The sequence below is a fragment of the Micromonospora sp. NPDC005367 genome (assembly GCF_040606825.1).
In the GTDB taxonomy this organism is placed as follows: Bacteria; Actinomycetota; Actinomycetes; order Mycobacteriales; family Micromonosporaceae; genus Micromonospora.
Map to the genome: position 1 here is coordinate 33418 of NZ_JBEXFP010000048.1, position 15600 is coordinate 49017.

The 15600-nt window shown below is 71.4% G+C and carries 16 protein-coding genes and 1 pseudogene; 10 read left to right on the plus strand and 7 right to left on the minus strand.

Going from position 1 to position 15600, the window contains the following annotated elements; translation table 11 throughout:
- The first annotated feature begins 256 nt into the window (after window positions 1–256).
- Window positions 257–1219, plus strand: coding sequence for a serine/threonine protein phosphatase (locus ABZS42_RS26000; RefSeq protein ID WP_355149511.1), 963 nt, complete (start codon window positions 257–259; stop codon window positions 1217–1219).
- Between the two features lie 89 nt (window positions 1220–1308).
- Here ABZS42_RS26000 and ABZS42_RS26005 read toward each other — a convergent pair whose 3' ends face one another.
- Window positions 1309–2397: an epoxide hydrolase family protein gene (locus ABZS42_RS26005; protein ID WP_355149513.1), complete on the minus strand. Its 1089-nt coding sequence runs from the start codon at window positions 2395–2397 to the stop codon at window positions 1309–1311.
- 116 nt (window positions 2398–2513) lie between these two features.
- On the opposite strand from ABZS42_RS26005, the gene ABZS42_RS26010 reads away from it, so the two are divergent.
- Window positions 2514–2990, plus strand: coding sequence for a MarR family transcriptional regulator (locus ABZS42_RS26010; RefSeq protein WP_355149515.1), 477 nt, complete (start codon window positions 2514–2516; stop codon window positions 2988–2990).
- A 125-nt stretch (window positions 2991–3115) separates the two neighbouring features.
- Here ABZS42_RS26010 and ABZS42_RS26015 read toward each other — a convergent pair whose 3' ends face one another.
- The gene (locus ABZS42_RS26015) at window positions 3116–3715 is read right to left on the minus strand and encodes an NAD(P)H-dependent oxidoreductase (RefSeq protein ID WP_355149517.1); all 600 of its coding nucleotides are present in this window, start codon (window positions 3713–3715) and stop codon (window positions 3116–3118) included.
- A gap of 112 nt (window positions 3716–3827) precedes the next feature.
- On the opposite strand from ABZS42_RS26015, the gene ABZS42_RS26020 reads away from it, so the two are divergent.
- The gene (locus tag ABZS42_RS26020) at window positions 3828–4667 is read left to right on the plus strand and encodes a helix-turn-helix transcriptional regulator (RefSeq protein ID WP_355149518.1); all 840 of its coding nucleotides are present in this window, start codon (window positions 3828–3830) and stop codon (window positions 4665–4667) included.
- 55 nt (window positions 4668–4722) lie between these two features.
- Here the strand turns inward: ABZS42_RS26020 and ABZS42_RS26025 are convergent, their stop codons facing one another.
- On the minus strand, window positions 4723–5772 hold the full coding sequence (locus ABZS42_RS26025; RefSeq protein WP_355149520.1) for a P1 family peptidase: 1050 nt from the start codon (window positions 5770–5772) through the stop codon (window positions 4723–4725).
- 67 nt (window positions 5773–5839) lie between these two features.
- Between ABZS42_RS26025 and ABZS42_RS26030 the strand changes: the two are divergent.
- Window positions 5840–6096, plus strand: a pseudogene (locus tag ABZS42_RS26030) (class I SAM-dependent methyltransferase); the annotation flags it as partial.
- A gap of 41 nt (window positions 6097–6137) precedes the next feature.
- Here the strand turns inward: ABZS42_RS26030 and ABZS42_RS26035 are convergent.
- Window positions 6138–6971 carry a nitroreductase/quinone reductase family protein gene (locus tag ABZS42_RS26035; RefSeq protein WP_355149522.1) on the minus strand — a complete coding sequence of 278 codons (834 nt, stop codon included), beginning with the start codon at window positions 6969–6971 and terminating at the stop codon, window positions 6138–6140.
- A 353-nt stretch (window positions 6972–7324) separates the two neighbouring features.
- Between ABZS42_RS26035 and ABZS42_RS26040 the strand changes: the two genes are divergently transcribed.
- Both ABZS42_RS26040 and ABZS42_RS26045 read left to right on the plus strand, forming a co-directional pair.
- The gene (locus tag ABZS42_RS26040; protein ID WP_355149524.1) at window positions 7325–8209 is read left to right on the plus strand and encodes a hypothetical protein; all 885 of its coding nucleotides are present in this window, start codon (window positions 7325–7327) and stop codon (window positions 8207–8209) included.
- Window positions 8210–8347: 138 nt separating this feature from the next.
- Entirely contained in the window at window positions 8348–8878 is a 531-nt protein-coding gene (locus tag ABZS42_RS26045) for a hypothetical protein (RefSeq protein ID WP_355149538.1), read from the plus strand.
- A gap of 117 nt (window positions 8879–8995) precedes the next feature.
- Here the strand turns inward: ABZS42_RS26045 and abc-f are convergent, their stop codons facing one another.
- From abc-f to ABZS42_RS26060, 3 genes are all read right to left on the minus strand, one after another.
- Window positions 8996–10633, minus strand: a complete 1638-nt coding sequence (gene abc-f / locus ABZS42_RS26050; RefSeq protein ID WP_355149526.1) for a ribosomal protection-like ABC-F family protein — start codon at window positions 10631–10633, stop codon at window positions 8996–8998.
- Between the two features lie 263 nt (window positions 10634–10896).
- Window positions 10897–11451, minus strand: coding sequence for a GNAT family N-acetyltransferase (locus ABZS42_RS26055; RefSeq protein WP_355149528.1), 555 nt, complete (start codon window positions 11449–11451; stop codon window positions 10897–10899).
- 53 nt (window positions 11452–11504) lie between these two features.
- Window positions 11505–11984 carry a DUF1992 domain-containing protein gene (locus ABZS42_RS26060; RefSeq protein ID WP_355149530.1) on the minus strand — a complete coding sequence of 160 codons (480 nt, stop codon included), beginning with the start codon at window positions 11982–11984 and terminating at the stop codon, window positions 11505–11507.
- 193 nt (window positions 11985–12177) lie between these two features.
- Between ABZS42_RS26060 and ABZS42_RS26065 the strand changes: the two genes are divergently transcribed.
- From ABZS42_RS26065 to ABZS42_RS26080, 4 genes are all read left to right on the plus strand, one after another.
- Window positions 12178–12828 (plus strand): LysE family translocator, encoded by a 651-nt coding sequence (locus ABZS42_RS26065; protein WP_355149532.1) that lies wholly within the window; start codon window positions 12178–12180, stop codon window positions 12826–12828.
- 138 nt (window positions 12829–12966) lie between these two features.
- The gene (locus ABZS42_RS26070) at window positions 12967–14136 is read left to right on the plus strand and encodes a hypothetical protein (protein WP_355149534.1); all 1170 of its coding nucleotides are present in this window, start codon (window positions 12967–12969) and stop codon (window positions 14134–14136) included.
- Window positions 14137–14294: 158 nt separating this feature from the next.
- Complete coding sequence (locus ABZS42_RS26075) at window positions 14295–14885, plus strand: pyridoxamine 5'-phosphate oxidase family protein (RefSeq protein ID WP_355149536.1); 591 nt, start codon at window positions 14295–14297, stop codon at window positions 14883–14885.
- Between the two features lie 259 nt (window positions 14886–15144).
- On the plus strand, window positions 15145–15486 hold the full coding sequence (locus tag ABZS42_RS26080; RefSeq protein ID WP_046564157.1) for an RNA polymerase-binding protein RbpA: 342 nt from the start codon (window positions 15145–15147) through the stop codon (window positions 15484–15486).
- Window positions 15487–15600: the final 114 nt, after the last annotated feature.

Below are 15600 nucleotides of genomic sequence, written 5' to 3' on the forward strand. Positions count from 1 at the left end.
CCATGTCAGCGGCGGTAGCCGGCCGTGCTGTCCAGGAATCGACCAGGGCACCGGCGAACGCTGAGCACGCGATCACGGAAGCGGAAGGGTCACGTTGACGGAGCTCACGCACGACAGCACCGAGATGTCGCGGGACGTACGCCTGGCCAGATACAGCGAGATGTCGAGCGCCTTGGCGGTCCTGAGTGACCGCCGGCTCGGTCACCTCATGGACGGCGCTCACCGCGTCGGATCTGGCATCGGTGGCACGCGAGCGTTGCTGCACGTCGCCGGGGTGCCGGTTTTCGTGAAGCGGGTTCCGTTGACTGACTTGGAGCGTCGCCCGGAGAACGTGATGTCCACGGCGAACGTGTTCGGGCTGCCACCGTTCTACCAGTACGGTGTCGGCAGCTCGGGCTTCGGGGCGTGGCGGGAGCTTGCCGCGAACGGGTGGACGACCGAGTGGGTGCTCACCGGGCGGTCCGAGGCGTTTCCGCTGATGTATCACTGGCGGGTGCTACCCGGCGCCGCGCCACTGGCTGACGACTACATGGACGTCGAGCGTGCGGCTGCGTACTGGGGTGGGTCACCGGCGGTACGGGAGCGGACCGACGCGCTGTCGAAGGCATCGGCGAGCGTGGTGCTCTTCCTGGAGTACATCCCGCACAATCTGCACGACTGGTTTAGTGGACAGCTTGCCTTCGGGGAGGAGGCGGCCACTTCTGCGAGCAGGATGGTGGAGCAGCACTTACGTACCGATCTCGCCTTCATGAACGCGAACGGACTGCACCACTTCGACGCCCATTTCGGCAACATGTTGACCGACGGCCGTCGTCTCTATCTGGCTGACCTCGGCCTCGCCACGTCGCCTCGCTTCGATCTGTCGGCGACCGAGGCGGAATTCGTCGCGCGGAACATGAGTCACGACATGTGCTACGCGGTGACACAGTTGGTCAACTGGCTGGTGACCAACGTGTGCGGGGTCGCCGTTCCGGCTACCGGTGGTCCGGTCGAGCGCAACGACTACATCCGCCGCTGTGCCACGGGCGCCGAAGTCGTGGACGCAGCGCCCACGGTTGCCGCGATCATCAAGCGGTACGCGCCCGTCGCGGTCGTCATGAACGGGTTCTACTGGGATCTGTTCGGTGAAAGCCGGACCACACCGTACCCAGTCGAAACGATCAGGCACGCGATGGCCGCTGTTCCCGAGCTTGCACACGTCGGCCTGACGCGTACGTAGAACCGGGACAGGCATCGGACGGTCTGACCGGCGGGTTCGAGGTGGATCCGCGCCGGCGAGGACGGCGGCGGTTCCGAGCCGGCGGCGACTCACTCGTCGTACTCGATGTGGGTGAGGAAGAAGTCCCGGACGTCCCCGGCGAACGACTCGGGCACCTCCATCGCGGCGAAGTGACCACCACGGTCGAACTCCGACCAGTGCCTGATGTCGTACAGCCGCTCGGCCAGCGGTCGCACCGACTGTGTGATGTCGTGTGCGAACACCGCCACGCCCACCGGCACCCGACACGGATGCTGGCTTCCCCGCGGGGCGTCGTGGTGGAACCGGCCCGAGGACGCCGCGGTCGCGGTCAACCAGTACAACGAGATATCGGTGAGCATCCGATCGTCGCTGACCGGCGTGGCGGGGTCGGTCCACTGTGCGAACCGCTCGGCGATCCAGACCAGTTGACCGACCGGTGAGTCGGTCAGCGCGTAGCCGATGGTCTGCGGGGTGAGGGCTTGCAGAGCCTGGTAGGGCGGGCGGTTCGCCATCAACTGCCTGACCTTGTCCAGTCGGGCTTCATCCGCTGCGGACACCTCGACGTCCGGCTCCGGCCGGGTCGGCAGGTAGTTGACGTGCACGCCGACGACGTGCTGAGGCGCCACCGCGCCGAGCGCCAGTGAGATGCCCGCACCGAAGTCGCCGCCCTGCGCGCCGTAGCGCTCGTACCCGAGACGGCGCATCAGCTCGGCCCAGGCCCACGCGACCCGGGCGGCGTCCCAGCCGCGCTCGTGGGTCGGTCCGGAGAACCCGAAGCCGGGGATGGACGGGATCACCAGGTGGAAGTCGCGCGACAGGGGCTCGATGACGTCGAGGAACTCCAGGAACGAGCCGGGCCAGCCGTGAGTGAGGATCAGCGCGAGCGCGTGCGGCTTCGCGGACCGGACGTGGACGAAGTGGATGTTCTGGCCCTCGATCTCGCTGGTGAAGTGCGGGAGCTTGTTGAGCTTGGTCTCGTGCTCGCGCCAGTCGTAGCCGGTGCGCCAGTAGTCGGCCAGTTCCTTGAGCCGCGCCAGCGGGAAGCCGTAGTCCCACCCGGCGTCGGCGACCTCGTTGGGCCACCGGGTGTGGGCGAGCCGGTCGGTCAGGTCGTCGAGGTCGGCTTGGGGGATGTCGATGTGGAAGGGTCTGATCATCGTCTGAACTCCTGAGGGATTCGTTCGCCTGCCTAACGTTGGTCGGCCAAACGTTTGGTTCCCAAACGGTATCACAATCATTGGTGCCACCAATGATTGGGTTTAGACTCGCCCGCATGGAGAACCCGTCGGAGAAGACACCCGCCCGATGGGAGGGCCTGCCCAGCTGGCTGCTCACCCAGACCGCCGGCCACGCGCACCGCCTGGTGGCCGGTGGGTTCTCGTCCGTCGACGCGCGCGGGTACCACTACCGCCTGTTGGCGACGCTGGAGGACCTCGGCCCCGCCAGCCAGGCCACGCTGGGCCGCCGTAGCGGCATCCACGTCAGCGACATGGTCGCGACGATCAACGAGCTCGCCGATCGCGAGCTGGTCGAGCGCGCCCCCGACCCCTCCGACCGTCGACGCAACATCATTTCGTTGACCGCCGCGGGCGAGCGGCAACTGCGGCGACTGGAACAGCGGCTGGCCGAAACTCAGGACGAACTGCTGGCTCCGCTCTCACCCGAGGAGCGCCAGCGGTTGACCGAGCTGCTGTCGAGGCTGTTGGACCACCACAACCGGCGGGCCGGCACCCCCGAAGAGCCGCGCTGACCGCCCGGAACGCGTGAACCAGCGCCCCGAAGCGAAGTCCGAGATTACGGAATCGCCGGGCGCGGCGTCCGAGGCGGCTGGTACGTCGTCCAGCCGCCTCGGGGAGAGCTGCCACCGGCCAGCACTCACGCTCCGCCCGGGTACGGCGCGACGGCTCGGGCGGAGCGCAAGGCGTTCGCCCACCAGGTGAGCTGGTCCAGGAGGATCTTGGCGTAGCCGGCCGCCTCGGCATCGAGAGGCGCGCCGTCCCGCCAGGCGGTGAAGTAGTTCGGGAAGGCCAGTCCGTCACGGATGGTGACCGCGTGCAGCTCGGTGAAAACGTTCTGCAGGTGGAGCACCGCGTGCCGGCCGCCACCCGCGCCGCCGTAGCTGACGAACGCGACCGGCTTGGCGGTCCACTGGGTGAAGTGCCAGTCGATGAGCGCCTTCAGCGAGGCCGGGTAGCTGTGGTTGTACTCAGGCGTGACGATCATGAAGGCGTCCGCGCCGGCCAGCTTCGTGGTGACGTCCCGCATGCCTTCGGGACGGGGGTAGTTCTCGCCGGCGAACTTCGGTGACGCGGCCGGCAGGGTCAGCGGAATGTCGGCGTCGGCCAGATCGACGACGTCGACCTCGAAGCCGCCATGGGTCCGGGCCTGCTCCGCCGCCCATGCGGCGACGATCGGCCCGAACCTGCCCTCGCGGACGCTGCCGATGATGATCACAAGTTTGTTCTTGGCGTTCATGCCGTAGACGATCGGTCGTTCTCGGCTTCGCAGCCAGACCGGGCGCAGGCTGGCCCCCACACGGCCACCCTGAGCCACATCCGGTGGGCTGATCGAGTCGTAGGCTCACAGCATGGGTACACCGCTGGGCAACTTCGTCCGGGCCAAGCGCGACAGCATCCGGCCGGAGGACCTGGGGCTGCCGGCACACGAGCGACGACGCGCTCCGGGGCTACGGCGTTCCGAGTTGGCCGCACGGGCCGGCATCAGTGTCGAGTACCTCACCCGGATCGAGCAGGGCCGCGACCGCAACCCGTCCGACCCCATCGTCAAGGCCCTCGCCGACGGGCTCAGCCTCGACACGGCCGAACGCACCCATCTGCGCTACCTCGCAAAAATCAGCAGTGGCCTCTGCCCCGACCGCTCGCGGCCGGTACCACCCGAGCGGACCGTGCGGCCGGCCGTCCGCCGGATCCTCGAACTCATCGAGCCGGGCATCGCCTTCGTCACCAACCGGCTGGGCGACGTGCTCGCCCACACCGACGGGTTCGCCACGGTCATGCGCGACACCGGGCTGCTGGACGCCGAGGAGCCCAATCTCACCAGGTACGTCTTCACCCACCCGCAGGCCCGGACGGTCCTCGCGAACTGGGATCAGATCGCGGACGAGCAGGTCTTCAACCTGTGGCTCGGACCCTCGACCGAGAGCTTCGAATGGTTCACGGCCGATTTCGCGCCCGTCGCCGGCGCCGAGTTCACCCGGCGACTCCACCGCCACCTCCCCCCGCCTCGGGTGCCGTTCACGATGCACCATCCTCGCGCCCACCAGCTGAGCTGGGATCGGGAGACGCTCGAACTTCCCACCCCGGACGCCCAACAGTTGGTCGTCTGGCTACCGGCCGACGAAGCGACCGCAACAGCGGTCGATCAGATGCGCCACCACCCGCGACGCGCCACCCTCCGCGCGGTCTGAACCGGAACACCGCGACTCACGTACGAGACGCCCAGCGCTCGACCGCACCCGCGGCTCAGCCGGATGTGGCCAGCCGCCCCGCAGCCGTCAATCGGCGCACTGCGGCCTCGTGCGGCACGGCGTGGCTGGTGCGACCGCCCATTCCCCTGGTGGTCGTGGCGGTGAAGACCGAGTTGAGCAGCGCCTCCTCGACCGAGTCGAGTACGGCGGTGAAGATCGGAGTGATCTGTGCGTCGGGGATCGTCGGCTGGTCCGGCGCGGCGGTGCTGAACGCGATCGCGTAGTCGCCGCTCTCGTTGCTGTACGACGCGCCGACCCGACCCATGGCGAAGATGGCTCGGCGGGCCAGGCGACCGAGTTGCCGAGCGTCCAGGGGCGCGTCGGTGGCCACCACGATCATGCACGAGTTGCCGGGCGGTTCGGTCCGGTCGGCGTCCGGGATCAGTTCGTCCACGGGCAGCGGCACGCCGAGCGCGGTCAGCACGCCACCGAAGTTGGACTGGGTGAGCGCACCGACGGTCAGCGGGCGGTCGAATCCGTCCACCAGCCTGGACGAGGTGCCGATCCCCGCCTTGTAGCCCAGGGCCGTGGTGCCCGTCCCGGCTCCGACGCACCCTTCCGCCGGCAGGCCGCCGGCAGCCGAGGTGAGGGCGGCATGCACGTGTTCCTCGGCGATGGGGCGTTGCCGAATGTCCGACAGGTGCCCGTCGTTGGTCTCCCCCACCAGCGGGTTGAACGAAACGCCGTCCGGTCGGCGGTCCATGAGGTAGGTCAGCAGCGCGTCCGCGGCCCGGAACACCGACAGGGTGGCCGTCAGGACGATCGGTGACTCCAGGACCCCGAGTTCGTCCACCTGCGTCGAGCCCACCAGCTTCCCGTAGCCGTTGCCGCGGTACACGGCCGCCGGCAACGTCCACCGCTGCGGGCCGAGCTGGCTCGGCACAACCGCCGTGACGCCGGTGTGCAGGTCGTGGCCGTCCTCGACGGTGGTGTGCCCGACCAGCACCCCCGGTACGTCGGTGATCGCGTTGTGTCGCCCGGTGGGCAACGCCCCGACCACGATGCCGAGTTCACGGGTACGGGGACGACGGGCTGGCTGGCTCATACGGCTCCAGGGTGTCGGATCGCGGCGCCGGAGTTCGGTGGTCCGGGCGCGGTGCGCGATCTGCGGAATGCTGACCCCAGAAATCATGGATTACTACCGGCAGAGCGGCGAACGGGACCGCCTGGCCGCGGGCGCGGGCATGCTGGAGTTCCTGCGTACCTGGGACGTTCTGACCCGGGTACTTCCCGACCCGCCCACAACCGTGCTGGACGTCGGCGGGGCCACCGGTGCGTACGCCGGACCGCTCGCCGGGGCCGGCGACCGGGTACACGTCGTCGACCCGGTGCATCGCTGACGGCCGTGGCTGCTTCGCGGGCCGGGGTCCCGTGCCGCCGGGCGGCGACCGGCGGCACGGGAGAGGTACGTCAACCCATCGCGTCGAGCAGCGGCACGAGCTGCTCCTCCTCGTACACCAGGTGGCGCTCGAGTTCGTCGGTGAGCTGATCCACCTGCCGCCGTACCTCCGCCGGGTCGGCCCCCTGGTCGCGAACCACTGCCTGGAGGTGGTCGACGAGCCCCGCCACGCGGACGTGTTCGGCCCGCAGCCGCTCCAGCGTCGGCGCGAGCTGAGGATGCTGCGCGGCGATCCCGACGAACATGCCGCCGTCCTCCTGCGTGTGGTGGTGGTGCAATCCCTGGCAGACGGCCAGGCAGTTCACTCGCAGCTGAGCGCCGAGCCGGGGGCCCGTCGCCGCTACCTCGTGGCGGATCAGGGCCAGTTCCCGGCGGAACGCGTCGTGGATCCGAATGAGGGCCGTACCCCAGGACGACGCCTCGGGCGGACCACCGCCGGTGCGTTCGAGCGCGACCACCGGAAGGGTCCGGTCGGTTTTCGCCTGGTACTCCGCCCAGCCCGGGTCGGCCTCGGCTGCCCGAGCGAACATCTCGTCGCGCTCCGGCCCGCTGAGTACGCTCGCCCGAGCCGGGTAGGTGAAGATGCCATCTTCGACGGTGACCTGCGGATCGCCGAGGATGTTGTGGAACCAGTCCGGGTGCCTGGGGGCGCCGCCGGCCGAGGCGATGACCAGGATCCGGCCCCCCTCATCGGGTAGGTAGCCCAGCGGTGTGGTGTGCGGCGCGCCGGTGCGTGAACCGGTAGTGGTGAGCAGGATCAGCCGTCCGTTCTCGAACGGGCCACCGACTCGGCCCCCGTTGGCACGGAACTCGGCGATGATCTGGGTGTTGAAGTCGTTGGGCAATGCTCCGCTTCCTTCGATTCAGCGGGTACGGAGGCGCGCGTGACGCAGGCGAGTGACGTCCGCGACGCAAGAGTTCGGAGAAGAAGGCCGATGTGGCCGTGAGTGCATTCGTGAGGCGGGTGCGCAGGCGTGGCATGGCGGGCCGCGGGCCCGCCGCACGGTCACTGGGCGGCCGGGTGCCTCACTCGTTCGTGGCCCAAGGCCGACCCGGCAGTCACGCGGAGAAGCCTAGTGCCGCAGTCGCGGGCGGGCAACGGAAGTAGGCGCCTCACCTGACGTCGCTCGCCGCCGGCAGCGCCGGCAGCCGGCACGAACACCACCCCAGCGCGGACTCGCGGACGTAAGGTGCGGCGATGAAGGTCAACCGGATGCCGGGCCGGTACCCGCACACCGAGCAGGCTCGTCCCGGTCTGGCGCCCGGCGCCCGCGGGCCGGTGGGCACCATGTTCGCGGCGTTGTACGGCGAGCTGACCCCGCACCCGTGGCGGAGCACGGACCAGGACGCCTATTCGCTCTTCTACGACCGGTCCCTCGCCATGGGCTGGCTCGACGACGTCGGCGGGGTCGTCCGGCACACCGCCGAGGGCGTCGAGGAGCGGCGGACCGGGGCGGCCGGCCTGTGGGGCATGAACGACGCGGGGCAGGATCATCCGCTTGCCGAGCCGGAGTCGGCCCTGGTCGCGTGGTTCCAGGTGGGGGTCGAGCCGCTGGCCGAGGGCCGGCCGCTGCCGGTGCAGCCGTTCCTGCGCTGTGTCGGTGACACGGCGGCGCGACTCGGTACCCTGCAACTGCACGCGGTGCAGGTGTTGCTGCCCGTCCAGGTCCTCGGCGGCGCATCGCGGCCGGCAGCCGCGGGGATTCCGCCGTCGCTGAGCACTCCCGGCTGGTTCGCTGACGGCGACCCGCGCTCGCGGACTCAGGTGCGGATCACGCTGGACAGCGGCCAGAGTCCGTCCGTCCCGGCGGCGGCTCCGGAGTTGCGAGAGTCGATGAACCGGCTCGATCAGCCGGTGTTCGCCTGCGGGTCGTACTCCCTCACCGAGCACGACCCGCTGGCGACGCGCCCTCCGTTCGACGACGGCCTCTGGAACGGCCCGCCGCTGCACCGGGTGAGCTTCCACGGCACGCTCGCCGAGTGGTCGCTGGACGCGATCGGCTGGCTGGGCGGTTTCCTCGCCGACCTGGGCGCGGTGCACGCGGTCGCGACCCCGCTGCTGCTCACCGCCAGTCGCTCCTAGGCTTCAGACCGACCCTTCACACGCGTCCGCTTGCCGTACGTCGTGCACCGCCGCGACTTGTAGTCGGGTCCTCGTTCCTGGGAAGGTCGGGGCGTGGCGGGGATGACTGGGGGCGACGTCGTACGGGCGGCCGGCGAGATGGTGCGGACGCTCGACCCGTACACCGGCAGGGACTGGGGCGTGCCGGCTGGCGGGCTGACGTGGAGCTGCTGGACCACAGCCGCGCACGTCGCCCACGACCTGCTGGCGTACGCCGGGCAGGTCAGCGGCCGACCCACGGACGGCTACCTGCCGTTCGACCTGCGGGTCGCCTCCGGCGCGAGCCCACGCGAGGTGCTGACCGTGGTCACCGCCTGCGCCGGTCTGCTCGCCGCGATCATCGACGCGGTCGACCCGGGCACCCGCGCCTGGCACTACGGGCCGTGTGATCCGGGCGGGTTCGCGGCGATGGGTGTGGCCGAGACGCTGCTGCACACCGGGGACATCACCACGGGTCTCGGGGTGTCGTGGGAGCCGCCGGCCGACCTGTGCGCCGCCGTCATCGATCGGCTCTTCCCGGACGCCCCGACCGGCCCGCCGGCACAGGTGCTGTGCTGGCTGACCGGCCGGGGCGAGTTGCCCGGCCGGGCGCGACGTACGTCCTGGAGCTGGCGGGCCGCCCTCGACTGAGCCGATGCGCGTCCCCGCGACCGGCCGAACCGGCCGGTCGCCGGGTGTTGCTCCCGGACGGTGCGGCCGGGAGCAACACCCGGCTGCGGGGCGGTCGGTGACGGGCCGGGAGTGGCGTCAGTCCTGCTCGGGCGGGCCGGTCTCCTGCAGCCGGCCGTCGTCGAGGCGCAGCCAGCGGTTCACCGCGATCTCCCGCAGGAACCGGTCGTCGTGGCTGACCACCACGAACGCTCCCCGGTACGCGCCGAGCGCGTTCTCCAGCTGGGCGACGCTCACCAGGTCGAGGTTGTTGGTGGGCTCGTCGAGCAGCAGCAGCTGCGGCGCAGGCTCGGCGAACAGCACGCACGCCAGGGTGGCGCGGAGCCGCTCGCCACCGGAGAGCACCCCGACGGGCAGATGCGCGCGGGGACCGCGGAACAGGAACCGCGCCAGCAGGTGCATGCGCTGCGCCTCGGGAAGCGCCGGAGCGTACGCGGCCAGGTTCTCCAGCACGGTGCGGTCGAGGTCCAGCAGATCCAGCCGCTGCGACAGGTACGCGACGCGTCCCTCGGCGTGCCGGATCCGCCCGCCCTCCGGTGCGAGGTCGCCGTTCATCAGCCGCAGCAGCGTGGACTTGCCGGCGCCGTTGCGGCCGGACAGGGCGATCCGTTCCGGACCGCGAATGATCAGGTCGACGCCGTCGCCGCCGAAGACAGCCCGCTCACCGAGGCGCACCTGAATGTCCTCGCCCTCGAAGAGGGTACGGCCGGCCGGTACGGCGGTGTCCGGCAGCTCGATGGCGATCTTCTGCTCGTCGCGCAGGGCGCGGCTGGCCTCGTCGAGCCGGGCGCGGGCCTCGCTGACCCGGGAGGCGTGCACCTCGTTCGACCGGCCGGCGGACTCCTGGGCGCTGCGCTTCAACCCACCGGCGACGATCCGGGCCAGTCCGGCGTTGCCCAGGTTACGGCTGGCGTTGCTGGCCCGGCGGGCGGCCCGCTCCCGAGCCTGCTGCATCTCCCGCTTCTCCCGTTTGACCTCCTGCTCGGCGTTGCGGACGTTCTTCTCGGCGACCTCCCGGGCCGCCCGCACCGCCTCGGAGTACGCGGTGAAGTTGCCGCCGTACAGGCGCAGCTCGCCCCGGTCGAGTTCGGCGATGCGGTCCATCCGGTCCAGCAACGCCCGGTCGTGGCTGACCAGCAGCAGGGTGCCGTGCCAGTCGTCGAGCACCTCGTACAGCCGCCGTCGGGCGTCGGCGTCGAGGTTGTTGGTGGGCTCGTCGAGCAGCAGCACGTCGGGCCGTTTCAACAGCTGCGCGGCGAGGCCGAGGGAGATGACCTGCCCGCCGCTGAGGGTGTGCAGGCGTCGGTGCAGCGACACGTCACCGAGGCCGAGCCGGTCCAGTTCGGCGCGGGTGCGTTCCTCGATGTCCCAGTCGTTGCCGATCGTGGTGAAGTGTTCCTCGCCGGTGTCGCCGGACTCGATGGCGTGCAGGGCCTTGATCAGCGCGGCGACCCCGAGCACCTCGGCCACGGTCAGGTCGGCGGCCAGCGGCAGGGTCTGCGGCAGGTAGCCGAGCACTCCGTCGACGGACATGCTGCCGCCGGTGGGCTGGTACTCGCCGGCGATCAGCTTGAGCAGGGTGCTCTTGCCGGCCCCGTTGGGCGCTACGAGCCCCGTTCGGCCGTCGCCGACGGTGAAGGAGAGTTCCTGGAACACCGGGGTGTCGTCCGGCCACGAGAAGGAGAGGTTGGAGCAGATGATGGATGCGCTGGACATGGGTGGACCTCGGAAGGCTGGCGGGCGCGCCGCGGGCGCGGCCCGGGAGGCGAATCAGGAAGACGACGGCTGGGCCACGACGCCGGCGCTTACCCGCGCCGCCGGTGGCCACTCACTGTCCGGTGTCACCCGGAGATGTCGTCTTCGCCCACCATGTCTGGTCTCCCTGGTATCGGTCACTCGCCGGGCAACGGTAACAGCCGTCGGGTCCACGGCAACTCAATTTCAAGACTCGTCGGTGGCGGCAGGGGACGCCGAGAGGCTCACCCGACCGCAGCGGCATGGCGTACGTGCCGGTGCCCGTCGCGTGGGAACGGTGGCCGGGCCGGCAGCACCTCGACGAACCCGAAGCCGGCCTTCTCGGCGACCCGGCAGGAGGCGGGGTTGTCGATCTGGTGCAGCAGGTCCAGCCGGGCCAGCCCGGCGAAGTGCGTGAACGCCCAGCGGCTGACCGCGTCGACGGCGCGGCCCGCGACGCCACGTCCGCGTGCCGGCGCGGCCGTCCAGTAGCCCACCTCGGCGTCCGGCCGGCCCGGCGCGACGTTCTTGAGCACCACGTTCGCCACCAGCCGGTCGCCGCCCTGCGGGTTCGGCTCGCACACGGCGAACGCGAACCGTACGCCGGCCTGCCAGTCCTCGCGTACCTCGTCGACGAAGCGGCGTGCGTCTGCCGTGGTGCGCACCGGGAACCGGGTGCGGCTGCGCAGCACCGGGTCCTGATGCGCCACGATCAGCGCGTCCTGGTCGTCGTCGCGCCACGGACGCAGGAGCAGTTCCGGTGCGGATGCGGTCGCCGGGACGCGCAGGATGATCGACACAGGCTCATTCTGCGCGGTCGTACGGCCGACGGGATACCCCGGTTGCCGGTCCTTCAGGCGGCGGGGCGGCGACGCCACGGCCGCCAGCCCCGCCGGGGCGTACGGTCGTCGGCGGCCGCGGTCGACGGCGCGGGGGTGGCCAGGGCGCTGCGGCGATCGTCGCGCCAGCGGCGGACCACCTCGTCGACGTTGACCGGGCGCACCACGACCCGCGGGCCGGTCGGCAGCCGCAGCCACGCGATGATGTCGGCGTTCAGCAGGGCGCAGAAGTCGCGTACGGACTGCTCGGTGGGCAGGTTACGCACCTCGTCGGGCACCTGCTCGACCCGGCGGCGCAGCTGCAGCGGCGTGGGCAGCAGCAGGTCGCTGGGAAGCTTCTCCCGCTGCATGAAGCTCTTGATCCACCACGATTCGTCGTACGGCAGGTTCCGGCCCGGAATCGGCTTGCCCGCCCCCGGCAGGTTGTCGAACTCGCCGCGCTCCTGTGCCGAGCGGATCTCCGCCTCGACCGCCGCTTCCCACATGTTCGTCATCCGACCCCCTCCCCGGCCCACGGTAACGCGCCGACCCGTCGGGTCGGCCCGGTAGTCAAAGCGTCCGGGCCGCCGCCACGCATTCCCGGCCCGGGTCACGTGACGGTGGGCCAACGCCGGTCCGGCCGCATTCCCCCACCGGAAACGGGACCGTAGAGTCCAGCTGTTGATCAGTGACAGGAAGGTGCGGTCGATGGTGGATACGGGTGCGCTGCTGGGAATATCCCTCGTGGCGATCGGCATCGTGCTTACGCCCGGCCCGAACATGGTCTACCTGGTGTCCCGTTCGGTGACCCAGGGGCGACGGGCCGGCTTCATCTCGCTGCTCGGCGTCGCCGCCGGGTTCGGGGTCTACCTGGTGGCTGCGGTCGCCGGGCTGGCCACCGTGTTCGTGCTGGTGCCGGCGCTGTACACGGCGGTGAAGCTGGCCGGCGCGGCGTATCTGCTCTGGCTGGCCTGGCGGACGCTGCGACCCGGTGGAAGTTCGCCGTTCACGCCGGCGCCGCTGCCCGCGGAACGGCCGCGAAGGCTGTTCACCATGGGGCTGGTCACCAACCTGCTCAACCCGAAGATCGCGATCCTCTACGTGTCGCTGCTGCCGCAGTTCCTGGAGCCGCAGCGCGGGCACGTCGCCATGCAGAGTCTGCTGCTGGGCCTGACCCAGGTCAGCATCGCGGTGGCCGTGAACGGGCTGATCGTGCTGACCGCCGGCTCGCTCGCCGGGTTCTTCGCCCGCCGGCCGCTGTGGCTGCGCGTGCAGCGTTGGGTGATGGGCAGCGTGCTGGGCACGCTCGCCGTGCGCATCGCCGCCGACCGGTCCCGCGCCGCCGTGGCCACCCCCTGAACAGCTGCCGATCTCGTGCCGGCGTGGTCACCCGCTGCCCGGCCGACGGGTCCCGCGTCGCCGCGCCGCCGAAGGCCGGCCGGCCCGGGAGTACGTGAGGGCGGGTGGCGGGGGCCGGCGCACTAGACTTCGCCCTCGATGGACGTCCAGCCCGCCCCCGACCTTCGTCCCTGCGCCCACTGTGGACGCCCGGTGCCGCAGCGCGTCGGCGCCGGCCGGCCGTTCCGGTACTGCCGTGACAACGACGGCGCCTGCCAGCGGGCCTCCCGCAACAGCCGCATGCGGCACCGCAACGCGCCCGGCCTGCCCGGCCAGGTGGCCCGCACCTGGGAGGCGGTGGACCGGCTCGACCAGATCGTGGAGACGCTGACCGAGGCGTTGCACGCCGAGCTCTCCCCCGTCGGGGTGGAGCGGCAGCTCGCCCAGGCCCGCGCCGAGGCGGCAACCGAGATCGCCGCCGCGCAGACCGAACGGGACGAGGCGCGCGGCGAGGCCGAGGACGCCGCCGCGGCGGCCGCGCAGGCCCGTGAGCAGGCGCGGAGCGCGGCCGCCGAGCGGGACACGGCCCGTGCCGACGCCGCCCGCAGCGCCGAGCAGGCCGACCGGGACGCCGAACGGGCGCGGCAGGCCGAAGCGGCCCGGGACGAGTCCCTTCGCGCGGCCACCGCCGCGGAGGCGCTGCGAGTGCAGGCCGAACGGGACCGGGACGCGGCGCGGCAGGAACTGCGTACGGTGCGCGCGGAACGTGACACCGAGCGGGGTCGGATCGCCGACCTGACCGCGGAGCGGGACACCGCCCGCGCCGACGCCGACCGGGCCACCCGCGACGCCGCCGAGGCGCACGAACGTGCGCAGCGGTGGCAGGCCGAGGTGGAGGACGTGCGCCGGCAGGTCGAGCAGGCCCGCGCCGACGCCGCCCGGGCCCGTGCCGGTGCCGCCGATGCCGTACGTGCCCGCGAGGAGGCCGACCGGGCCCGGGACCGGGCGGAGACGGCCACCCGGCAGGCCGAGGCCGCCCGCCTGGAGACCGACGCCGTGGCCGGTCACCTGCGTTCCGAGCTGACGGCGGCCGCCGCGCGCGGCGACGCGCTCGCCGACGAGTTGGCCGCCGCGCGGCGGGCCGCGGCCACCGCCGAGGGCCGGCTGACCGAACTGACCGTACGACTGCACGCCGCCGAGACCGACCGGGACTCCGCCCAGCAGCGGGTGGCCCAGCTCGCCGGTCAGGTCAGCGACCTGGCCGCGGCGCTGGCCCGCCTCGGTGCGGATGCCGCGTCCGCCGCGGGCCCCGACGTGCCGGCACGCTGAGCCTGCCGGCGGCGACACCGAGCCCGGCTCATCCGGGACGTGCGCCCCGCTCAGCGCGGCGTGGATCATCCCGGCCGTGCCGCGGTGCCGCGGTGCCGGTCGATCCGCAGGTTGGGACGCGGCGGCGGCGGGTTGCGGCCGCGTGGGAGGCTTCCCACGTGGGCAAGACGCATGAGCGGATCGAGGGACGGCTGCGGTCGTTCATCGAGTCCCAGCCGATGTTCTTCACCGCCACCGCGCCGCTGGCCGGCGACGGCACCATCAATCTGTCCCCCAAGGGCCTGCGTGGCTCGTGGGCGGTGCTCGACGAGCAAACTGTCGCATACCTGGACGTCGCCGGCAGCAATGCCGAGACGGTCGCGCACCTGCGGGAGAACGGGCGGATCACGCTCATGTGGTGCGCGTTCCAGGGGCCGCCGAACGTCGTCCGCGTGCACGGGCGGGGCGAACCGGTGTTCCGCGACGACCCACGCTGGCGGGAGCTGATCGGCCACTTTCCCGACATCGATCCGAGCCTGCACGGTCTGCGGGCGATCATCGTGGTGCGGGCCGAGCTGATCCGGGACACCTGCGGCTACGCGGTGCCGTTCATGACCTACGACGGTGACCGTGACCTGCACGGCAAGCGGTTCGCCCGGGAGGACGACGCATCGTTGAGCGACTACTTCGCCGGCAAGCAGCACGTCGCCAGCAGCATCGACGGGCTGCCCGGCCTGCCGTTGCCACTGCCTTCGACACCGGCGGCGTGACGGGGGTCTCACCTGCCGGATGACGCAGGTTGCGCCGACCGCCGCAACCTGCGTGCCGTCGCGGCGGTTAACATCGCCGGGACAGTCACAGCTTCATCATCGCGGTTCGGCCGGGGCGACCTCGCCGGGCCGCTGTGACGGCCAGCTACCCTTGTCCAGGCTCGGCCGTGGGCGCTGCGCGCCCTTTCGGCGGGAATGGGCTGGCAGGCCCGGACCGTTACACGAGAAGACCAGCACCACGAACGAGGGGAAGTCGATCATGGGCGAGCGTATGCTGCGCGGAAGCCGCCTTGGCGCGGTGAGCTACGAGTCCGACCGCAACACCGAGCTCGCGCCACGGCAGACCCGCGAGTACCTGTGCGCCAAGGGCCACCAGTTCGAGGTGCCGTTCGCCGTCGACGCCGAGGTCCCGACGACCTGGGAGTGCAAGTTCGACGGCAGCGTCGCCCGGCTGGTCGACGGCAGCGAGCCGGAGCAGAAGAAGGCCAAGCCGCCGCGTACCCACTGGGACATGCTGCTGGAGCGGCGCTCGATCGCCGAGCTGGAGGACATCCTCGCCGAGCGGCTCCAGGAGGTCCGGACCCGACGCGGCCGGGCCTGACACGAACAGCGAGCACCGAAAAGGGCCGGTGCCGCAGCGGGCCGAGGAACGCCAGCTCCAGCCGCTCCTTGACCGCTGACATGCCGCCCACGTCGGCCAGCCGGACGGTCGAGG

Bases quoted from the DNA above. Each gene is read 5' to 3' on its own strand.
- ABZS42_RS26005 (WP_355149513.1), bottom strand. From the start codon at position 2,397: ATGATCAGACCCTTCCACATCGACATCCCCCAAGCCGACCTCGACGAC.
- ABZS42_RS26010 (WP_355149515.1), top strand. From the start codon at position 2,514: ATGGAGAACCCGTCGGAGAAGACACCCGCCCGATGGGAGGGCCTGCCC.
- ABZS42_RS26015 (WP_355149517.1), bottom strand. From the start codon at position 3,715: ATGAACGCCAAGAACAAACTTGTGATCATCATCGGCAGCGTCCGCGAG.
- ABZS42_RS26020 (WP_355149518.1), top strand. From the start codon at position 3,828: ATGGGTACACCGCTGGGCAACTTCGTCCGGGCCAAGCGCGACAGCATC.
- ABZS42_RS26025 (WP_355149520.1), bottom strand. From the start codon at position 5,772: ATGAGCCAGCCAGCCCGTCGTCCCCGTACCCGTGAACTCGGCATCGTG.
- ABZS42_RS26040 (WP_355149524.1), top strand. From the start codon at position 7,325: ATGAAGGTCAACCGGATGCCGGGCCGGTACCCGCACACCGAGCAGGCT.
- ABZS42_RS26045 (WP_355149538.1), top strand. From the start codon at position 8,348: ATGGTGCGGACGCTCGACCCGTACACCGGCAGGGACTGGGGCGTGCCG.
- abc-f (WP_355149526.1), bottom strand. From the start codon at position 10,633: ATGTCCAGCGCATCCATCATCTGCTCCAACCTCTCCTTCTCGTGGCCG.
- ABZS42_RS26060 (WP_355149530.1), bottom strand. From the start codon at position 11,984: ATGACGAACATGTGGGAAGCGGCGGTCGAGGCGGAGATCCGCTCGGCA.
- ABZS42_RS26065 (WP_355149532.1), top strand. From the start codon at position 12,178: ATGGTGGATACGGGTGCGCTGCTGGGAATATCCCTCGTGGCGATCGGC.
- ABZS42_RS26070 (WP_355149534.1), top strand. From the start codon at position 12,967: ATGGACGTCCAGCCCGCCCCCGACCTTCGTCCCTGCGCCCACTGTGGA.
- ABZS42_RS26080 (WP_046564157.1), top strand. From the start codon at position 15,145: ATGGGCGAGCGTATGCTGCGCGGAAGCCGCCTTGGCGCGGTGAGCTAC.